Annotated in this window: 16 protein-coding genes and 1 other annotated feature; of the genes, 5 read left to right on the forward strand and 11 right to left on the reverse strand. The window is 44.7% G+C overall.

The features are described 5' to 3' along the window. Nucleotides 1-86 precede the first annotated feature (86 nt). Nucleotides 87-731: a YesL family protein gene (locus tag LKD46_RS16185; protein WP_015526055.1), complete on the forward strand. Its 645-nt coding sequence runs from the start codon at nt 87-89 to the stop codon at nt 729-731. A 169-nt stretch (nt 732-900) separates the two neighbouring features. Here the strand turns inward: LKD46_RS16185 and LKD46_RS16190 are convergent, their stop codons facing one another. Continuing rightward, nucleotides 901-2,427 (reverse strand): glycoside hydrolase family 31 protein, encoded by a 1,527-nt coding sequence (locus LKD46_RS16190; protein WP_015526056.1) that lies wholly within the window; start codon nt 2,425-2,427, stop codon nt 901-903. 930 nt (nt 2,428-3,357) lie between these two features. On the opposite strand from LKD46_RS16190, the gene LKD46_RS16195 reads away from it, so the two are divergent. Next, on the forward strand, nt 3,358-4,185 hold the full coding sequence (locus LKD46_RS16195; protein WP_110104211.1) for an AraC family transcriptional regulator: 828 nt from the start codon (nt 3,358-3,360) through the stop codon (nt 4,183-4,185). 143 nt (nt 4,186-4,328) lie between these two features. Here the strand turns inward: LKD46_RS16195 and LKD46_RS16200 are convergent, their stop codons facing one another. From LKD46_RS16200 to LKD46_RS16220, 5 genes are all read right to left on the reverse strand, one after another. Further along, complete coding sequence (locus LKD46_RS16200; RefSeq protein ID WP_110104210.1) at nt 4,329-5,930, reverse strand: ABC1 kinase family protein; 1,602 nt, start codon at nt 5,928-5,930, stop codon at nt 4,329-4,331. Nucleotides 5,931-5,999: 69 nt separating this feature from the next. After that, on the reverse strand, nt 6,000-6,428 hold the full coding sequence (locus tag LKD46_RS16205) for a hypothetical protein (protein ID WP_110104214.1): 429 nt from the start codon (nt 6,426-6,428) through the stop codon (nt 6,000-6,002). Between the two features lie 92 nt (nt 6,429-6,520). After that, complete coding sequence (locus LKD46_RS16210) at nt 6,521-6,898, reverse strand: diacylglycerol kinase family protein (RefSeq protein WP_118513239.1); 378 nt, start codon at nt 6,896-6,898, stop codon at nt 6,521-6,523. A gap of 265 nt (nt 6,899-7,163) precedes the next feature. Next, a complete protein-coding gene (locus LKD46_RS16215; RefSeq protein ID WP_227574376.1) occupies nt 7,164-9,479 on the reverse strand; it encodes an ABC transporter permease in 2,316 nt (771 codons plus the stop codon). A 9-nt stretch (nt 9,480-9,488) separates the two neighbouring features. Beyond that, the gene (locus LKD46_RS16220) at nt 9,489-10,187 is read right to left on the reverse strand and encodes an ABC transporter ATP-binding protein (protein WP_110104208.1); all 699 of its coding nucleotides are present in this window, start codon (nt 10,185-10,187) and stop codon (nt 9,489-9,491) included. A gap of 232 nt (nt 10,188-10,419) precedes the next feature. Between LKD46_RS16220 and LKD46_RS16225 the strand changes: the two genes are divergently transcribed. The 3 genes from LKD46_RS16225 (at nt 10,420) to ilvN (ending at nt 14,471) form a co-directional block, all read left to right on the forward strand. Next, nucleotides 10,420-11,706 (forward strand): HlyC/CorC family transporter, encoded by a 1,287-nt coding sequence (locus tag LKD46_RS16225; RefSeq protein ID WP_110104213.1) that lies wholly within the window; start codon nt 10,420-10,422, stop codon nt 11,704-11,706. A 182-nt stretch (nt 11,707-11,888) separates the two neighbouring features. After that, nucleotides 11,889-12,130, forward strand: a binding site (T-box leader). A 100-nt stretch (nt 12,131-12,230) separates the two neighbouring features. Beyond that, nucleotides 12,231-13,949, forward strand: coding sequence for a biosynthetic-type acetolactate synthase large subunit (gene ilvB / locus LKD46_RS16230; RefSeq protein WP_015526064.1), 1,719 nt, complete (start codon nt 12,231-12,233; stop codon nt 13,947-13,949). 12 nt (nt 13,950-13,961) lie between these two features. After that, a complete protein-coding gene (gene ilvN / locus LKD46_RS16235; RefSeq protein ID WP_015526065.1) occupies nt 13,962-14,471 on the forward strand; it encodes an acetolactate synthase small subunit in 510 nt (169 codons plus the stop codon). 97 nt (nt 14,472-14,568) lie between these two features. On the opposite strand, the gene LKD46_RS16240 is transcribed toward ilvN, so the two are convergent. The 5 genes from LKD46_RS16240 to LKD46_RS16260 all read right to left on the reverse strand — a co-directional run bounded on the left by LKD46_RS16240 (nt 14,569) and on the right by LKD46_RS16260 (nt 19,456). Beyond that, on the reverse strand, nt 14,569-14,985 hold the full coding sequence (locus LKD46_RS16240) for a carbohydrate kinase family protein (protein ID WP_243165008.1): 417 nt from the start codon (nt 14,983-14,985) through the stop codon (nt 14,569-14,571). 84 nt (nt 14,986-15,069) lie between these two features. Continuing rightward, the gene (locus tag LKD46_RS16245; RefSeq protein ID WP_015526067.1) at nt 15,070-16,434 is read right to left on the reverse strand and encodes an MFS transporter; all 1,365 of its coding nucleotides are present in this window, start codon (nt 16,432-16,434) and stop codon (nt 15,070-15,072) included. A gap of 18 nt (nt 16,435-16,452) precedes the next feature. Continuing rightward, the gene (locus tag LKD46_RS16250; protein WP_008369413.1) at nt 16,453-16,845 is read right to left on the reverse strand and encodes a VOC family protein; all 393 of its coding nucleotides are present in this window, start codon (nt 16,843-16,845) and stop codon (nt 16,453-16,455) included. Nucleotides 16,846-16,854: 9 nt separating this feature from the next. Then, a complete protein-coding gene (locus LKD46_RS16255) occupies nt 16,855-17,883 on the reverse strand; it encodes a zinc-dependent alcohol dehydrogenase (RefSeq protein ID WP_110104207.1) in 1,029 nt (342 codons plus the stop codon). A 400-nt stretch (nt 17,884-18,283) separates the two neighbouring features. Beyond that, nucleotides 18,284-19,456: an ROK family protein gene (locus LKD46_RS16260; RefSeq protein ID WP_330409320.1), complete on the reverse strand. Its 1,173-nt coding sequence runs from the start codon at nt 19,454-19,456 to the stop codon at nt 18,284-18,286. Between the last annotated feature and the right edge of the window lie 82 nt (nt 19,457-19,538).

The raw sequence follows: 19,538 nt of genomic DNA on the forward strand, positions 1-19,538 counted from the left end.
ATATCATCAAAAGCATACTCGTTGAAGTAGGAATGAAACATAGAAGTTTATAACTTTTTATAAGTTTTCAGTAACGGTATTTCGTTATGAATCTTTTAAATGAAGATAATGTCGTCCATGTATTTCTCAACAAGCTGGGTGACATCGTGATCGCCAATCTTCTTTTTATTCTCTGCTGCATCCCCGTGATCACCATTGGGCCATCACTAACTGCCCTTTATCACTGCATGATGCGTACAGTAAAAGGGAATAACAACGGCACAACGAAAACATTTTTCAGAGCTTTTAAGGAAAACTTCAAACAGTCACTGATCATATGGCTGCTGATCCTTGCTGCCGGAACCATGCTCATCCTGAATATCCGCTTTCTGCTCCATGCAGAAGGAAGCGCTGCACATATGCTGTTTTATCTTTCTGTGGGGGTTCTGACTTTGCTGATAATTTTTACTTTATACATATTCCCGGTAATCGCAACCTTTGCTAATACACTGGGGGCACTTTGCAGAAATGCATTTCTGCTGGCATTTATGCATTTCCCCACAACGATCGCCATTGCGGTGATCACGATCTTTCCATTGTATATGACATATCTCGATGCAAAGCTACAGCCACTTTACGCATGCTGCTGGTTTTTCTTTGGATTTGGACTTGTAGCTTTTATAAATTCGATGCTGTTGTATCGATTTTTTAAGAAGCTGCTTCCTCCGGAGGAGGATATTTCGCTTTTGTGATGAAAAGCTTGGGAAAATTGTTATTTATTTAGATATAGTATTTTTAGATATAGTATTTTCGCTTTTCAAAGCGGAGGAAATCTGCGAGGGGGAAAGCACTCAGAGTTGCGAAGCCCGTTTTTCCCCCTCGCGCTCCCCCTTTCCGGGCACGCAATTGTTGTGCGTTGTCCTACACTCTCCTCAAAACAACCAGCCCATCATTCTCACCAAGAACCACATTCCGGCCACCATTCAGTACATCACCCTCAGTCTCTCCAAGGCTAACACACCTCCACTGCCCCTCAGGCAAAGTCACACTTCTGACAACCTCCCCCTGCTTCCAAACAGGCGCCACCAAAAGCGCATCACCAACCATAAACTGATCCATCACCCTCTCCATACCCTGTCCAGGGAAAACAAACTCCATAGAACGGGCAATCGGCTCACCAGTAACTTTCGCACACTCTACAGCCTTGAAAATCTCCGGCAGACATTTCTCTCTGAGCGCCAGCGCAGCCTTAACCTTCTGAAAATCCGCCTCAGGCAGCACCCTCCACGGAGAAGCCGAAAACTGCATCACCGGCATCAAAGCCGCGATCTGTGCATACCGCACAAACATCTCCGGCGTACACGCATTCTCATTCCCATTCAAAAAGCAGGTATACTCACCCCCGCCAATCATATCCGGACTGCCAAAAGGATGCCCAGTAAGCCCCTGGAGCAACGTATCCGGGATCAATCCCGCAATACCACTCTCATCCCACTTCGTCTGCTTATCACAAAGTCTCTGCATCAGAGAATAACCCCCGGCCCGGAAACACACTCTCAGCTCATTAAACGCAAACTGCTCTCCAAACTCAGCCCAAAGCCTGGACAACTCATCCGTAGAAACATCACGGAACAGCTTATCACCCGCATGATAATAACAAGGATCACCCGCGTCCAGTTTAAAGCCATCCACACCCATATCCGTCAGAACATCCAGCTGATCCTTCAGCCACTTCATCGCATCCGGATTCGTCAGATCCAAAGCTGCAGAATACCCATTCCACCACTCCAGGATACGAGGTTTTCCCTCCGGAGTTTCAATCAGAAAATGCTTATCCCTAGCCTCCCGGAACTCCAACGTATCCGGAGTAATAAACGGACAGATCCACAGCATCACAGAAAATCCCATCTCATGCAATTCTTTGAGCATCGCCTTCGCATCCTTGAAATTATCCCCCCTGAACTGCCACCTTCCATAATAAGGAGACCAGCCATCATCGATCATCAGAACACCGGATGGAAAACCATTTTCCAGAATACCTTTTGCATATTTCAGGATATTCTTCTGGGTCTGATAATAGGTAAGTTCGATCCAGGAATTGTATACCGGTACTTTGAAAAACCTGTCTGAAAGTTTGATCTCATGAAATGGAAAATGCGCTTTCATGGCTGCCAGGTATGCACCTCGCAGATCATTGAAGCCATCTTTCAGAATGATAGGTTCCGGACCTTCCGCCAGGATCTCACCATTTCTGAAAGAAATGTGAAAACCTGCATCGCTCCAGATGTAGCGGCCTTTCGAGGAAAGGAATAAAGGCATGATCTGATTGTGGGTTGGGTTTTCGCGGAAATCCCAGTCCACAATGTCGTCTGCACCTACGGGCTGGCGGTAGCCTTCATAGACTGCACCACCGTACCAGAATTCGTTTTTTAATATAGTTGTTTTCATGTTGAGGCTCCTCCTTTTATATGTAAATCTATTTTTTTAATGTTGAGGTTATTTTTGGGGGTATTAGTGTAAATTTATCCGCTTTTCAAAGCGGAGGAAATCTGCGAGGGAGAAAACACTCAGAGTTGCGAAGCCCGCTTTTCCCCCTCGCACTCCCCCTTTCCGGGCACGCTATATTGTCGTACGCTGTGGAAATGTGTTAATGTATTGGCACGGCGATGTATTCTACGGTATTGATAATGCTACGCTACACCGATGTATTCATCCTGCTCCGCTGTGTTCCTCTATATTCCTATGTATTGATATCTCATCCCGGCGCCACTGCATTGCCACAACAACTCACCTCCAAGTCGACAGCGAAACGCCTCGACCCATTCTTCCCCGGCAGACCACAGGGAAACTCTGCCTTTCGTCCCAGTCATCCAGCGTAGCGCTGATGACTCATCCAACTCCCGGGAAAACACCACCATTCCCACTCTGAACCAAATCCCCTCTCCGCCAGCCACATTTTCTCCATCCCCTTCCCTCCTCACCTGTAATCCCTCCCGCCATCGCCACTCTATCCCTTCCGCCCTGAAATACCAGCCCGTGAGGTGTGTGCTGCCTGTCGGCGGACTCTGCAGGAGGGGTGCTGATTCTTAGCCGGTGGAAATCTGCGTTGCTTCAAAAATTCTCGCTGTCTGAGCGGCTTCAGACGCGAGTTCGAGAATTTTTAAAGCGCTTTTAGCAGATTTTCAGCGGCTTAGAAGTCAGCCCCCGACGAAGCCCCGCCGACAGGCAGCACACACCTCACGGGCGTCCGTATATCCATATCCATCCTTGCCCTTCCCACACCCAATATTGTATAATCACCTCATACAACATTCCATCCCATTTTGTGACCCAAAATTGCGTTTTTGTTGAATAACCCAAAAACAGGAGGCCACCCAAATGAAAAACGATTCCAAAGAAACCCAAACCCAGCACACCCTCTCCGTCTACTTCTGCGGCCAGGAAGACTGCGGTCCGAACCACTCCTTCGGCCCGGCCATGCGCCCACACTACCTTCTCCACGTGATCTTCCACGGCAAAGGCATCTACCAGTGCAGCGGCCACACCTACCATCTGAAAGCAGGCGACGCCTTTCTCATCCGCCCCATGGACTCCATCTACTACCGCGCCGACACCTCCGACCCCTGGAGCTATGCCTGGGCAGGCTTTGACGGCTCCGCCTGCAAAGAAATCCTGAAACAAACCGTATTTTCCGACACCCCAATCTTCACCCCGGAAACACCCTCCCGGCAAAACAGCCTCCTCACCCACATGCAAAGCCTACTTGACACCTTTTCCGAAAACAACGGAAACGACCTTGCCTCCACAGGAAACCTCCTCCTGATATTATCCGACATGCAAAAAAAGCCCTCCGAAAGCAGGACCGACATCTCAAACCTGTACTTTCAGAAAGCCTCCGAATACATTAGAAACAACTATGCCTACCCCATCCAGATTTCAGACGTGGCACACTACGTAGGAATCGACCGTTCCTATCTTTACCGGATCTTCATGGAACATGAAAACACCTCCCCAAAACAATATCTCCTGAAACACCGCCTCCAGATGGCAGCCCAGCTTCTCTGCTCCTCCTCCTGCACCATCACAGAAGCAGCTCTCTCCTGCGGCTTCCGGGACGCTCCCTCCTTCTGCAACTACTTCCGCCAGGGAACCGGCTACACCCCAAGGGAATTCCGCAAAGCCTACAGCGGAACCATCTACACCTGACCAAACACCCGCACTCCGTCCTTTACCAGCTGGTCGGAAGATGATAGCTCCTAATCGCAGTTATAACAGCAGACCGAAACAATTCCATAACAGCAAAAAAAGACGGAAACCATCCCGCAGACTCTGCAAATGATCTCCGTCTTTTATTTTTTTCCTGAAAAGAAATGCTTGATAAACACATACAAAACAATAATAAAAGCAAACACATAGCCAAAAGCCCCCAACGCCGGAATCCCCCACAGCTTTGGTTTCATATCTGTAGTACAGATAATGCTGGAACTGATCAGAAGTGCCATCACCCACAGCCCCATCACAATATTCCGCACCAGCCGCCGCAAAAGCCACGCCAGATCATCCGAGGCATGAAGATCCAGATTGATCTTTGTCTGCCCTTTCATACAGCCCTGAAGAAAATCTGCTGCCAGAGAAGGAATATCCACTGCACGTTTCAGGGACCAGGCAAGATTTTTTCCTTCTTTTTTTATCTCACGCTTCCAGTTCCCATTGCTGAACAGCTGCTCCTTGAGCCTTGCCGCAGCAATCTGTGTCATATTGATGTCCGGGCAGATCTCAGCCAGAACCCCCTCCACATGAGTCAGTCCTCTCGCAAGCATGGTCAGTCCGTGAGGCATCATGATCTTATTCTCCTTCATGACCTCCATCAGGTCCACCATCACTTCAGCCACATCAATGTTCCCCATATCCGCAGTACCGTATTTCTCCATAAGTCCGCGGATATCCTCATAAAGCTTGCTGGAATCCGGTTTGCCTTTAAACTCCCCAAGAGCCAGGACCGCATCCTGGATCTTGCCGATGTTGTTCATGGCAACCCCTTCAATAGCTTCTGCGATCAGCTGACGATCGTGCTCTGTAAGCCGTCCCATCATCCCCATATCGATCCAGACGATCTTTCCATCCTGGATCCGCACGTTTCCCGGATGTGGATCCGCATGGAAAAAGCCATCCTCCATCACCTGTTTGATGAAATTATCCACATATTTCGTTCCGATCTCATTAAGATCATAACCATTGGCCAGAAGATCCGCCTTGTCATTGACAGCAAAACCGTCAATATATTCCATCACAAGAATATGCGGCGAAATATACTCACGGTAGAGAATCGGTACTTTCACAAAAGCCACATCTTTGTTCTTTTTTGCAAATTCCGCCATATTTGCAGCTTCCGTCAGGAAATTCATCTCCTCCTGAGTCACAGTCCACAGTTCACTTAAAACCATGTTCAGATCCACCATGCCCTTAATACTCACCGGCGGCATCAGACGCACTGCTTTATGCATCAGGCCGATATCCCTGGCCATGGTCTCATAGATTCCTTTTCGCTGAACCTTGATCACAACCTCTTCGCCCGTCTTCAGCGTGGCACGATGTACCTGGGCAATCGATGCCGCTCCCAGAGGTTTCTGCTCAATATGCTGAAATTCCTCCTGCCACGGACATCCCATGGACTCTTCCAGTACCTCGATCACCTGGGAAAAAGGCATCGGCGGTACCTCTGAGCAGAGCTTCATCAGCTCGTCACAGTAGCGTTTCGGCAGAATATCGGAACGAAGAGACATAATCTGACCCAACTTAATATAAGTTGGGCCCAGATCTTCCAGTATGAGCCGGAGCTTCTCAGGAGAAACACCACGGGTAATGGCATGCTTTTTCAAAACGGCTGTAATCTCTCTCAGCCGCTCTCCATATCCGCCTTTCTCTTTTTTCTCCTTTTCTTCTCTGCCCATAAACTTCTCCATTTACTGCTCCGTCTGCGTTGTCGTTTAGTCAAGCGGATATTTGCAATCCGCAGTCGGTTACTCTGCTGCCTGTTCTTCGCTCCCGGTATCTTCTGCATTTTCTGTTTCCGCAGAAGTTTCCTGTACAGCTTCCTCTGCCGGTTCTTCTGCTGTCTCGGCTTTCTTCTCAGCAGCCTCGGCCTGCATGCGCTCGATCTGCGCCTTCACAGCAGCCAGCTGCTCCGGTGTCAGCCTGGAAATCGTTGCCTTCAGTTCTTCCTGATCATTCTTTCTGGCTGCAGATTCCTTTACAGAATCAGCAGCTGTCTTAACCGTTGATTTGATGTTATGCTTCAGCTCCTGATTAAGAACCTTACCCTGTTCAACCGTAAGCTCACCCTTTTTTACCAGTTCATCCAGGATTTCTTTGGATTTCTCTGCTGTCACTGCTGCTGTACCAATACCCACCAATAAAATTTTCTTCAGTCCTTCACCTAATTCCATAATATTTTCTCCTTTCCTGAAACCGGCAGCTGCCGGACCATCACACCACAGTCCGACACCAGACCCTATCCTGAAACAAAAGTTTTCTGTTCCTGTCATATTCCCAGAAAAACAAGTCCCTTGGGAACAAAAATGATCAGTCCGACGATTGCTGCCATGATCGCTGCGATCAGTACTGCCCCGGCCGCTGTGTCCTTGGCGATCTTTGCCAGAGGATGACGTTCCTCTGTGACCAGATCCACCACAGCTTCCACTGCCGTATTCACCAGTTCCAGCGCCATCACCATTCCGAACAGCCCCAGGCAGATGCACCACTCTGTCACGGAAAGCCCAAGGATCAGTCCTGCGATCACCACAAGTGCTGCCACCATACAGTGGATCTTCATATTTCTTTCCTTGCGGATGCAGGTAAAAATCCCCTGAAATGCATATCCGAAGCTTTTATACAGCGGATCCTTCTTTCTGCCTGCCATGTTCCTCACCTGATTTCCTGTTTGAATTATTCCCTCCAACGGGAAGTATGGGATTATTATAACAAGTTTGTAGTAATATTTCCAGTATTCCGGAAAATTTATGAATATTTAAGGAGTATATGTGGCTATTCACAGATAACTGTTTGAGCGGATAAAAGCATCCGCATTCAGTTAAACCACACATACTCCTGATCCTGTTGCGTATTCTGTAAGATTTCCGGATATCCTGAATTATTTTTCCGGATATATATATGGATGTCACATATTATTCCACATTTTTCAGTGCTTCATCCATGGGCACATGACGGATCCTCCGAAATTCCAGCACTGCTACCATCCCATAAGCTGCGATTCCGATCGCTGTCATTTTCACATAGATCATGGGATCCACCCACATAGTGATCCATCCCGAAATACTGGAAAGCATCATCTCTCTGAATAGCACTTCCATGATCTGCCGTTCAACCGGAAGGCTTAACAGCAGGCAGAACACCACCACAAGTGATGTAGAAAGTATATACAAACGACTGATCTCGCCATTTGTATAACCCAGAATCTTGGTCATGGAAATCGACTGGGCATTTTTTTCGATGATAACCTTGGAAAGCAGATAGATCACCACCAGAAAAATGGTCACGGAAAATCCATACATCATTCCCATCATATCTCCCATGGAAACATCCAGCTGCCTGGATATTTTTGTAAGAGCTTCCAGGTCAATGACAGAACCGATATATTTTGAAGGGATATCCCTGATCTCTGTATCGGAAAAATATCCTCCAAAATAATCATCCCCAAGATCAAACGCCTCATTCAGCTTATCACGCTCCATAAATACACAGAGGCTTGCCGTATAATCATAGATTCCGTCTACTTTAAAGGAATACTCATCCTTCTCGTATTTTTCCTTCAGAGTTATGGTATCCCCCTCCTTGATCCGGAATTTGTCCGCATAAGCGCTGGAAATATAAACGCCGTCTCCCGAAAGATCCGCATGGATATATTTACTATCCGGCTCCACTCCGTAAAAAGTGATCTCCTCACTTTTATATTTATCAGGCATGGTATTCAGGGAATAGACAGAAAATTTTTCCGCATCTTCATTGTTCGTTCTGGTATCCGTATAATATTCCAGAAGAGAATTCATGGCATCCGCTTTATTTCCTGAATAGGCACTTGCCGGAACCGAAAGCATGTACTGATATTTCGCCAGCATATTTTCCTGGATCTCAAGCTGATAATGATCCAGTGCAGACGGAAGAAGCATTCCGAAAAACAGCAGCAGATTTGCGAAAACAACTCCCACAAACAGCACCAGATAACTGCTGACATTCTGAAAGATCACCCGGAGGCGAAACCTAGAAAAAATTCCTATCTTCGGACTTAAATACACTGCACGTTTCTGTTTTTTACCGGAAAAATCCCTTCGCAGAAACTTCAGAGGCGAAAGCTGCAGGCGGTACCTGAGCACCGCATGATCGATCAGTATCATAATGATGACCGGAACTACGGTTGTCAGAAGAAAGGCATCTGCATTCCATACGGTCACATAAGTCGGCAGACTATAGCTCCCGTAATACATGTCTGCACATACACCCTTAAATACGGTATATCCAAGAATATTTCCGATCAGGGCACCGGCCAGCGTGACCAGAACCGGAAGCGTCATATAATGAAGGATCAGCTCCCGTCTGGTATAACCGGATGCACGTAACGTACCGATAACACCGGCTTCCTTTCGGATCGTATTGCTGATGGTAATTCCAAACACAAAAGCCATGATCACGATCACAATATAAAGAAGCGTGATGACCATTGCCCTGTCTCCGCCCATATCATCACCGGTGAAAATGATCGCCTGGTTAAGATAACGTGGGACAAAGCTTTCCAGAGCTACCACTTTGCCAATGTCTTCCATGAGATTTTCGGAAACTTTCTTCTCCTCTTTTTCGTTCTTTGGCTGATGATCATATATCCATGCATAATTGTACCGGAGCTTTTCCTGATCCAGGTTTTCAAATTCCTCCGGAGCTACGATCGCCACACCAAACTTTACAGAATCAAACATGGAATCATTATTATTCTGAAACAGGGCACTGTAATCCGAAAGTGCCACCAGACCTGTGATCTTCCAGGATTTTTCACCTCTGATCAGGGTATCTCCTACCTTAAGACTGTTGTTATCCGCATACATACGGTCAATGGCGATCTCACCCTGCCCTGACGGCATTTCTCCCTTCATCAGGCAGACCTTATTCACCTTCTCACGGTTTTTAAAAAAACGCATGGTGCTTCCGTTATCCAGATCTTCTTCTATATAGTAGTTCTCATAAAGCTTAACACCGGCAGCTTCAATATCCTTCCACTGAGAACTGTAAATCTTTTCCGCAGTACGGAAATTTCCGTTTTCGATATTATATTTATCAAAGCTCTCATTATAAGCCTTCAGCATGCTTCCATCGGCTACCAGAAAGCCGGACACAAACCCGATGGTCAGTACCATCAGCAGGAAAACCACCAGATATTTTCCAAATTCCCCCTTCAGTTCCCTGGGGATACGTTTACGTAAAGGATTCTTCATAATGCCCCCTTACCATTCCAGGTCAGTAGCCGGAATCTTCTGCTCATTCTGATAGTTTCTGCGGATCATCCCGTCACGAAGCTTTACCACGCGGTCTGCCATATCCTTGATGGCATCGTTATGAGTAACCATGACTATAGTATTTCCGTATTTGTGATTGACTGTTTCGATCAGCTTCAGGATTTCCTTGGAGGTGTTGTAGTCCAGAGCGCCGGTAGGCTCATCACAAAGCAGGATATCCGGATTTTTTACAATGGCACGTCCAATAGCAGTTCTCTGCTGCTGCCCTCCCGAAAGCTGGTTCGGAAACTTCCGCTGATGTTCATAAAGTCCCAGTGTCTCCAGCAGTTCATCCACATCCAGCGGTCTGTCACTTAAATAAGCACCAACTTCAATATTCTCCCTCACAGTCAGATTGGGGATCAGATTATACATCTGAAAAATATATCCCAGATGTTTTCTGCGGTAGAGGGAAAGCTTCTTTTCATTCATATCCTCCAGCTGTTCTCCCTGAATGGTAATGCTTCCTGCATCCGCTCCGTCAATGCCGCCAATAATGTTTAGCAGCGTGGATTTCCCGGAACCGGACGGCCCCAGAAGCACACAAAATTCTCCCTTTTCAATCTCAAGATCGATCCCCTTCAGAACATCTACATGGCTCTCTCCTGCCCCGAAGGATTTTTTGATTCCTTTTATCTCCAGAAACATAAACCTCTCCTTCCATTCCTATACAGTTCTTCTTTATATATGAATATACATATATGTTAGTCTGAACTTACTCTTTTGTCAAGAAGCAGACTTATTTTCGTATTTTTTCCATATATCTATATGCGCTGTACCGGTCCGGCTCTTGCCAAAATCCAGTAAAACGTATATAATGTGGGAGTATCTGTATATTTTTAACCAAATAATCTTATTTTTAAAGGAGTGAATATTGAAAGTGGACCCCAGCGACACTTACCAGATAATCATATTACTTATTCTGCTGGCATTGTCAGCCTTTTTCTCATCTAACGAAACCGCGCTGATGTCGGTAAACAAGATCCGTCTCCGCTCTCTTGCAGACGAGGGAAACAAGCGTGCAGCCATGGCTCTCGATATCCTGGAGAACCAGACGCCCAAGCTTCTCAGTGCGATTCTCATCGGAAACAACATTGTGAACATTTCAGCTTCTTCCCTTGCAACCACACTTGCATACAGCTTTGGCGGCTATATGGTCAGCATCGTGACGGTGATTCTGACGGTTCTGATCCTGATCTTCGGTGAGATCACCCCCAAGAACTACGCAACCATTAACTCTGAAAAGATCACCCTCCGCTATATCCCGGTCTTTAAATTTCTTATGACCATCATGACACCGGTGATCTTCATCATCAATCTCTTTTCAAGAGGTGTGATGCGCCTGATGCGTGTGGATCCGGATGCAGCCAGCAAGGCCATGACCGAGGAGGAGCTTCGTACTATCGTGGACGTCAGCCATGAGGACGGTGTCATTGAATCCGACGAAAAAGAAATGATCTACAATGTGTTTGATCTTGGAGATGCCACAGCCAAGGATATCATGGTTCCAAGAGTACATGTTACCTTTGCGGATGTAGAATCCACCTATGATGAGCTGATCGATATTTTCCGCGAGGATAAGTTCACACGTCTGCCGGTTTATAAGGACAGCCAGAACAACATTGTGGGAATCATCAACATGAAGGATCTTCTTCTTTACGACAAAAATGAGGAATTTGTTATCGATCATTTCCTCCGAAAGCCGCATTTCACTTACGAAACAAAAAGCATTTCCGATCTTCTTGTGGAAATGAAGGACTCCACCTTCAACATTGCCATTGTACTGGATGAATACGGTGATATGGCCGGACTGATCACACTGGAAGATATCCTGGAGGAGATCGTGGGTGAGATCCATGACGAATACGATGAGAAGGAGGACGAGCTTGTCCAGAAGATTTCCGACCGGGAATATATCATCGAAGGTTCCATGCATCTGGATGACGTAAATGATCATCTGGATACGGAACTGGATTCCGAGGATTATGATTCCCTGGGTGGATTTATCATCGAACATCTGGATCGTCTGCCTGTTGCCGGTGACGAAGTGATCACAGAGGACGGAATCCGTCTGATCGTAGAAAAGCTGGATAAAAACCGTATCGAGAAAGTGCATGTCTACCTTCCGGAAAAAGATCCTGAAACACGGGATAATACCGAATCCTGAGTAAGCAGGCTCCAGCTCCGTAACAAGAAACAGCTGATGTACCGAAAAAATATTTAATACTTAATATCATCCATATCGGAACTGTTATCGTAATCCCCGGCTCACCCGTTGAGCCATCAGGATTTTTGATTGACAGTTCCGATATTTTATATTATAATGATAAAAATTTTTATCCATATTTACTAAATGCAATGACAGGGAGTAGTACACAGTCTCCGGATGCACAGAGAGAAGATGGCCGGTGAGAATCTTCGTGACTGAACTGTGGAAGTAGCCCTCGAGCAGTGGACTGAACCATGGATCTTCATGCAGTAGGCTTCATCGTCATTCCCACGTTACAGGGAGGCAGTATAATTTTGTACTGGCAGAGAGCAGAGTTTTACCTCTGAAAACAGGTGGTACCGCGGAATCATCCGTCCTGAGCATATTTTATCCGATATGCCGGGACTTTTTTATTGGAAAAATTTCTCGCGGCAGCCCTTATCTGCTTAACTTTTCACATCATCAAAGGAGGGAACCAATTCATGAAACAGATTTCCGGAAACAAATTGCTTGTAAAAGCCTTAAAAGAAGAAGGCGTTGATGTTCTGTTCGGCTATCCTGGTGCCTGCACCATCGATATCAGCGATGAATTATATAAACAGAGCGGCATTGACATCATCCTGCCACGTCACGAGCAGGCCCTTGTACACGAAGCAGATGCCTATGCCAGAACTACCGGAAAGGTTGGCGTATGTCTCGTTACCAGCGGTCCCGGAGCTACCAACCTTGTTACAGGTCTTGCAACTGCCAACTATGACAGCGTTCCGCTTGTATGCTTTACCGGACAGGTTGCCCGTCACCTCATCGGAAACGATGCGTTCCAGGAGGTTGATATTGTCGGGATTACCAGAAGCATCACAAAATACGGTGTTACCGTCCGCAACCGTGAGGATCTTGGACGTATCATCAAGGAAGCCTTCTATATCGCACGCACCGGACGCCCAGGCCCGGTTCTCATCGACCTTCCAAAGGATGTAATGGCCGAGCTGGGAAGTGCTGAGTATCCGAAGACCGTCAATATCCGTGGCTACAAGCCTAACACCAGCGTGCATATCGGACAGCTGAAACGTGCCCTCAAAATGCTGCAGAAGGCCAAAAAACCTCTGTTTCTTGCTGGCGGCGGTGTGATCATTTCCCGCGCGCAGGAGATTTTTACCCAGGTTGTTGAGAAAACTCAGATCCCGGTTGTCACAACCGTTATGGGACGTGGTGCCATTTCCACAAAGAACCCTCTGTTTATCGGAAATCTTGGTATGCACGGCGCTTATGCCGCAAATATGGCAGTGAATGAATGCGATCTTCTGTTTTCCATCGGAACCCGTTTTAACGACCGTATCACAGGCAAGCTCCATGAATTTGCCCCGCATGCACAGATCGTCCACATCGATATTGACACCGCTTCCATTTCCAGAAATATCCATGTAGACATCCCCATCGTTGCCGATGCAAAAGAGGCAATAACAAAAATGAATGAATATGTACAGGACTGTAATACCGGCAAATGGCTGAAGCAGATCCAGGAATGGAAGGAAGAGCATCCTCTTACCATGAAAGACCGTGGTATTATGGGACCGCTGGATATCATCGGCGAGATCAACCGCCAGTTTGACAAGGCCATTCTTGTTACCGATGTAGGTCAGCATCAGATGCTGGTGAGCCAGTATGCAGACATCACCGAGAACCGTCAGCTGATCATGTCCGGCGGACTTGGAACCATGGGTTACGGCCTTCCAGGTGCTATCGGTGCCAAGATCGGTAATCCGGATACACCGGTCATCTCCGTTTCCGGTGACGGCGGCATGCAGATGAACATTCAGGAGCTGGCTACCGCAGTTCTGGAGGAGCTTCCGATCATCTGCTGTATCTTTAATAATGAATATCTCGGAATGGTCCGCCAGTGGCAGAAGCTTTTCTACGGAAAACGTTACGCCATGACAAATCTGAAGGCCGGTGCACTCTCCCGCCGCACAGACGGGCAGGAATATCCGGAATACACACCGGATTTCATCCGTCTCGCAGAGAGCTATGGGGCAAAGGGTATCCGCGTAACTGAGAAGGATCAGATTGCGGCTGCTTTCGAAGAGGCTAAGAAGAATACAAAAACTCCTACGATCATCGAATTTATCATTGATCCGGAGGAAATGGTTTACCCGATGGTCAAGCCGGGCGGCACCCTGGCTGATCTGATCATGGATTGTTAGGAGGAATGAATGATGGATAAAGGAATGAAAAAAAGATGGATCTCTCTCTACGTTGAAAACCAGGTCGGTGTTCTTTCCAAGATTTCCGGTCTTTTCTCCGGAAAGTCCTATAACCTGGACAGTCTTACAGTTGGAACCACGGAAGACCCAACAGTTTCCAGAATGACCATCGCCACAGTCAGCGATGATGAAACCTTTGAGCAGATCAAAAAACAGCTGAACCGTATGATCGAGGTGATCAAGGTTATTGATTTTACAGACGTGTTCGTTCGAATGAAGGAGATCCTTTACATCAAGGTAAAGGGCTGCTCCCCGGAAGATAAAGTAGAACTTTTCCAGATTGCTGAGACTTTCAAGGCACGTGTCATCGACTATGGAAAAGACAGCCTCCTTCTGGAATTCGTCCAGACCGCAACCAAAAATGACGCGGTCATCAAGCTTATCAAAGAAGAGTTCAAGCATATCGAAGTTGTCCGCGGCGGAAGTGTCGGAATTGAGTCCATCAGCATGATGGAAAGATAAAAGCGGAATAATACTCCGACAGAAAAACACGGGGCTGATGCTTTAACGATTAATAAATCGTGATTTTTACAGCCCCGAGTTTGTTCATATACATTCATTATTTCTGCATAAATTCAAACACTGCCTCTTTCGTCGGAATCGCAGGGATTCCGCCTCTCTTTTGCACACACAATCCAGCAACTGCATTTCCCAAAACAGCACACTTTTTGATTTCTTCCCATTCCATTTTTTCAACATTCTTATTCATAGAAAGGATACTGCATAATACGCCTCCCCAGAATGAATCACCTGCCCCAGTCATGTCGACCGCATGTGTCTGAAATGCTTTGATGATTTCTTTTCTGCTTTTTGTTGCCATAAGAACGCCCTGTTCTCCCAATGTAATGGCAACCAGCTTTGGTCCCATGGCAAGGAGTTGATCTGCAGCCTGCTCATAACTTTTCGCCTCTGTCAACAGAATACTCTCTTCATCCGATACCTTCATGACATCTACCAATTCTATGACAGATCTCATTTTTTTCACTGCATACTCTTTGCTCTTCCAAAGAGACGAGCGATAATTTGGATCATAGGAAGCAACTCTCCCAATGCCACGATATCAACTTTTTCTTCCATTTTTTAGTTCCTCTACAATCTCGTTATAACGTTTTTTATTTAACCGGTAGAAAAATAATACAACCGCAGTCACAATCCACAGTACACCCGGAATCGTCGTAAATGCATGTTTCATAATTGAAAGTACAATTGCATTTTGTGTCTGATTTGCAATATAACCATATTTTCCAAGTAATCCTGCTAAAAGTGCTGTTCCAACTGCCATTCCGATTTTATTTCCAAGTGAAATAAATGCATACTGAAAACCGTCATTTCTAAGTCCGGTTTTCCACTCCCCATATTCCACACAGTCTGGAATAATTGCATAGATTGCGGTATTAAATCCAGAGAAGAAAAACTGTGTGAGACCAGATAATGCATAAAAAATAGCTGGTGATTCTTTGGCATTGAAGAAAAACATAAACAACATGGAAATTCCTGTAAATAAAGCAAAGAGAGATGCTGTTCTTCCTTTGTTATTCAACTTGCGGAATAATGGTTGAAAACAGGCTGCCCCGATGATAGAAGGAATAATAATGCACATCGAATAAGTTGTGTAGTAGGAGGCATTCCCTTCCACATATGTAAAATAATACAGAATATCTGCGTTTCTACCATACAATGTAAATCCAAATAATATCTGTCCTGCCAATGCAAGAAGATATGGTCTGTTCTGCATAACTGCTTTCAACTGTATCTTTACAGAAATTTTTTCTTTTTCCGGAGTAATCACTGCCTCTTTCGTCTTCGCAAAGCAGAAGAAATGACAGGCTGTAAAAATACATCCATATATGACCGCCACCGTCAGATATCCTGTCTTTGCACTGTGACTGCCGAATTTGCTGAGCAGTGGAACTGTGATAATATTTAACACACCAATTGCAATCATCGCTGCAACCGAACGGGATGTATTTATTTTTGCACGTTCATCAATATCCTGTGTCATAGCACCACACAAGGTTCCATATGGAATATTCACACAGGTATACCCCAAAACCAGCAGACAATATGTAATTACCATATAAATGATCTTTCCATTCTGCGGCCAGTCGGGTCTTGCCCAGAATGTCATAACAAGAAGAATCGCTGTAATTGGTGCCGCTACTAACAGCCATGGACGGTACCGTCCCCATCTCGATTTTGTTTTATCCGTAAGTCCCCCGACGATTGGATCATTGATCGCATCCCAGAATCTCGAAAAAAGCATAAGTGCTGACACAGCCGCCATACTGATTCCGAACACGTCTGTATAAAATATCATCAGAAAATTACTGACGAACATCCAGCTGAAATTACATCCGACATCACCAAACCCATATGCAATCTTACTGATCAGCGGTACTTTTCCATTTTTGTTTTCGCTTCCCATATGTCCCTCCTATTTTTATCAGAGTTTCTGACAGAACTCTATTCTTTCCTCATTTGGTCCCTTGATCATAAAAAACTTCACACCATTTTCCCAAAATGGCAGTTCTTCGATTCCGTCTGTAATAATTGTGTATTTTTCATTGCAAATTTTCTGATACATACTTTCAATGTCTTCCACATCAAGTGCAACATGTTGGTATGCACCGTCTGACATTGCCGCCTGCCCATTTTCAAAAGTCTCTATACAGTAATTTTTTATCTGCAAAAATGCCACTTTTTCCCCTGCTTTTTCATTATAAGACTGCATAATTACTTCAAATCCAAGACTCTTATAAAACTCAACTGTTTTCTGCAAATCGTTTGTCGGAAGCCCGACATGGGCAACTCCGACAATTCCATATTTATTTTCCATACGAACTCCTCACTTTTCACTGACGTTGATAATTACTTTCATCGTTGTCTCGCGGTTATCATCAATATACTGGTATGCCTTCAGATAATCTTTAAAAGCAAATGTCTTTGAGATGAGCGGTTTCAAATGAACTTTACCCTCATTTACCAGTCTGATTCCATCTATGTAATCATCATGGCGGTACATCATCGTGCTCTTAATGTCAAGTTCGTGGTCATTTGCCACTGCAAGATCTACTTCTGCCATTCCTGCAAAAACAGCCACCAGTACGATCGTGCTTCCTTTTCTTGCATATTTAATTGCCTGTCCCATTGTGATATTGTTTCCGGCACAGTCGTAGATCACATCTGCCTTATCCGGTCCAAATGCTTCGATCATTGCCTCACCGAAGTCTTTATTTTGGGTATTCACACACACATCAATTCCACATTCTTTTGCCTTTGCCAGTCTAAGATCACTGATATCTGTGATCATCACTTTCGCTGCCCCCATTCCTTTTGCTGCCTGTGCCACGAGATTTCCAATCGGTCCTGCTCCAAGGACTGCAATATTCATGCCAGCCACATCGCCCATCTGTTTTACACCATGAACTGCCACAGCAAGAGGTTCGATCATAGCTCCTTCTTCATAGGACATATCTTCTGGAATAGGTGTTACTTTCGATGCATCCACTGCAAAATACTCAGATGCTGTTCCTGTCGTCTGAAATCCCATTACTTTTAATTCCTCACAGAGATTATACTTTCCATGACGACATGGATAGCAATGTCCACAATATACCTGAGGCTCTATCGTCACCTTCTGTCCCATATGAAACTCTGTGACATTTTTTCCAAGTTCTGTAATCTCACCGGAAACCTCATGTCCCTGTGTTACCGGATATTTTGTAAACGGATGTTTTCCATGATAAACATGAATATCTGATCCACAAATACCAATATTCATAATCTTTACCAACACCTGATTTTCCTTTACCTCCGGAACCGGAACCTCTCTGAAAATAATTTCTCCTGGATTTGTCATTACCTGCTGTAACATAACTGTTTTCTCCTTTATATGTTATTTTATTTTATGTTTTATAAAATGTTTTATCAAAGTAATTATATTATTACCATGTAAACACAATTTGTCAATATGTTTTTTCATATTTTTATATATTTCATAATTTCAAAATATATTTTTTGTATATTTTTCATAATTAACATGAAAAAAAACGGAAAGAAAACCATAGTTACTGTTTTCTTTCCGTTTTTACTATAATATATTTTTCTAATTTTACACAACTTCTTGTTTTTCACACATATAAATCGGACATCCGCATTCGCTTTGCAACCTGTCAGTGGGAGCTTTTAACTCCAACAGAGTGAACATCCCCTTACCCAACGCTTGATGCCCTGCGCACCAGATGCGGTGGACTGCTTATCTGCGTTCAAAAAATTTACAATTCTGCCATATGTTTTGTAAAAAAGTATTTCGCAGCTCCAACAGCCGACGCTTCTTTCTTATACGAACAATTTTTCAAGTATGAAACATCATGCTCAAAGCCATTATATGCCATCACTTTTTCTCCCAGTGGTATCATATAATCTGACAATACACCTCCCACATCACCTCCTAGTATGATATCCATATCATATGCCATCCGCAGATTTGATATCAAAACAGCAAGATGATCCAGATACTCATTCCATGTCTGTAAAATTTTTTCATCACCACTTTCAATTTTTTCCATAAATACATCCAGTGACTGCTTGTTATCTTGTGTCAGTACACTTGCAGCACAATATGCATCTGCACATCCTGCTTTACCACAATAACACTTTCTTCCACCGGGAACGAGTATCATGTGACCAAACTCACCTGCTTTCTGGTTCTGCCCTCGAAACAGCTTTCCATCTATGCAGAATGCGCCTCCTAAGGTGTGGTTCAAAGACAGATATATCGCATTTGGATACTTTTGCTTTTTTTCTGCAAGCATTGCAGCATTAGCATCGTTTTCAAAATATACTGGAATTTCCAAAGCCTGCTCTAAAAAGCGCAGACTATAATTCTCTATACCTAAAGCATGGGATTTTAAAACGATCCGTTCTTTCTGATCAATAATTCCCGGAATCGCCACTCCAATCCCAAGTAGCGTATCCTTCGCTAATTCGCCTTCAAGAAAAGTTTTGACCTTTTGTGCCACTTCTGTACAATAGGATAATTCTGCCGTAAATTTTAAACGGATGCGATCTTTTTTTATAATCTCATCTCCAAGATTTACTAATACCATTTCTATATGATTCGCTGTAATCAAAATTCCCATTGCATGACAGTATGACTTATTAATCCCTATACTTTTTGCCTTTCTTCCACCGGTCGAAGCATATTCCCCAGTTTCTTCCAACACCATTTTTTCTAACAAGTCATTTACATTTGCTAACACAGTCGGCATACTCAAATTTAAATCTTTTGCGATTCCCGCCTTGGATGTAACATGATTGTTCAGCACATAATTAATTATTCTTTTTCTTGTTATATTTTTTTTATCTTTATTTTCCGTTTTCTTACCCTCTTTTATTAAATATATTATAAAAGAATTATATGCTTTTTTATTCTTCTTGTAAAGCAATGTTTTTTGACACTCCCCACAGCTAAAGCAGGGGGATTCTTGCTTCTCCCACTACTGCATTGGCAAACACCTTACGGTACTG

Origin of the sequence: Blautia fusiformis, from assembly GCF_020686995.1 — a bacterium.
Taxonomy (GTDB): domain Bacteria; phylum Bacillota; class Clostridia; order Lachnospirales; family Lachnospiraceae; genus Blautia_A; species Blautia_A fusiformis.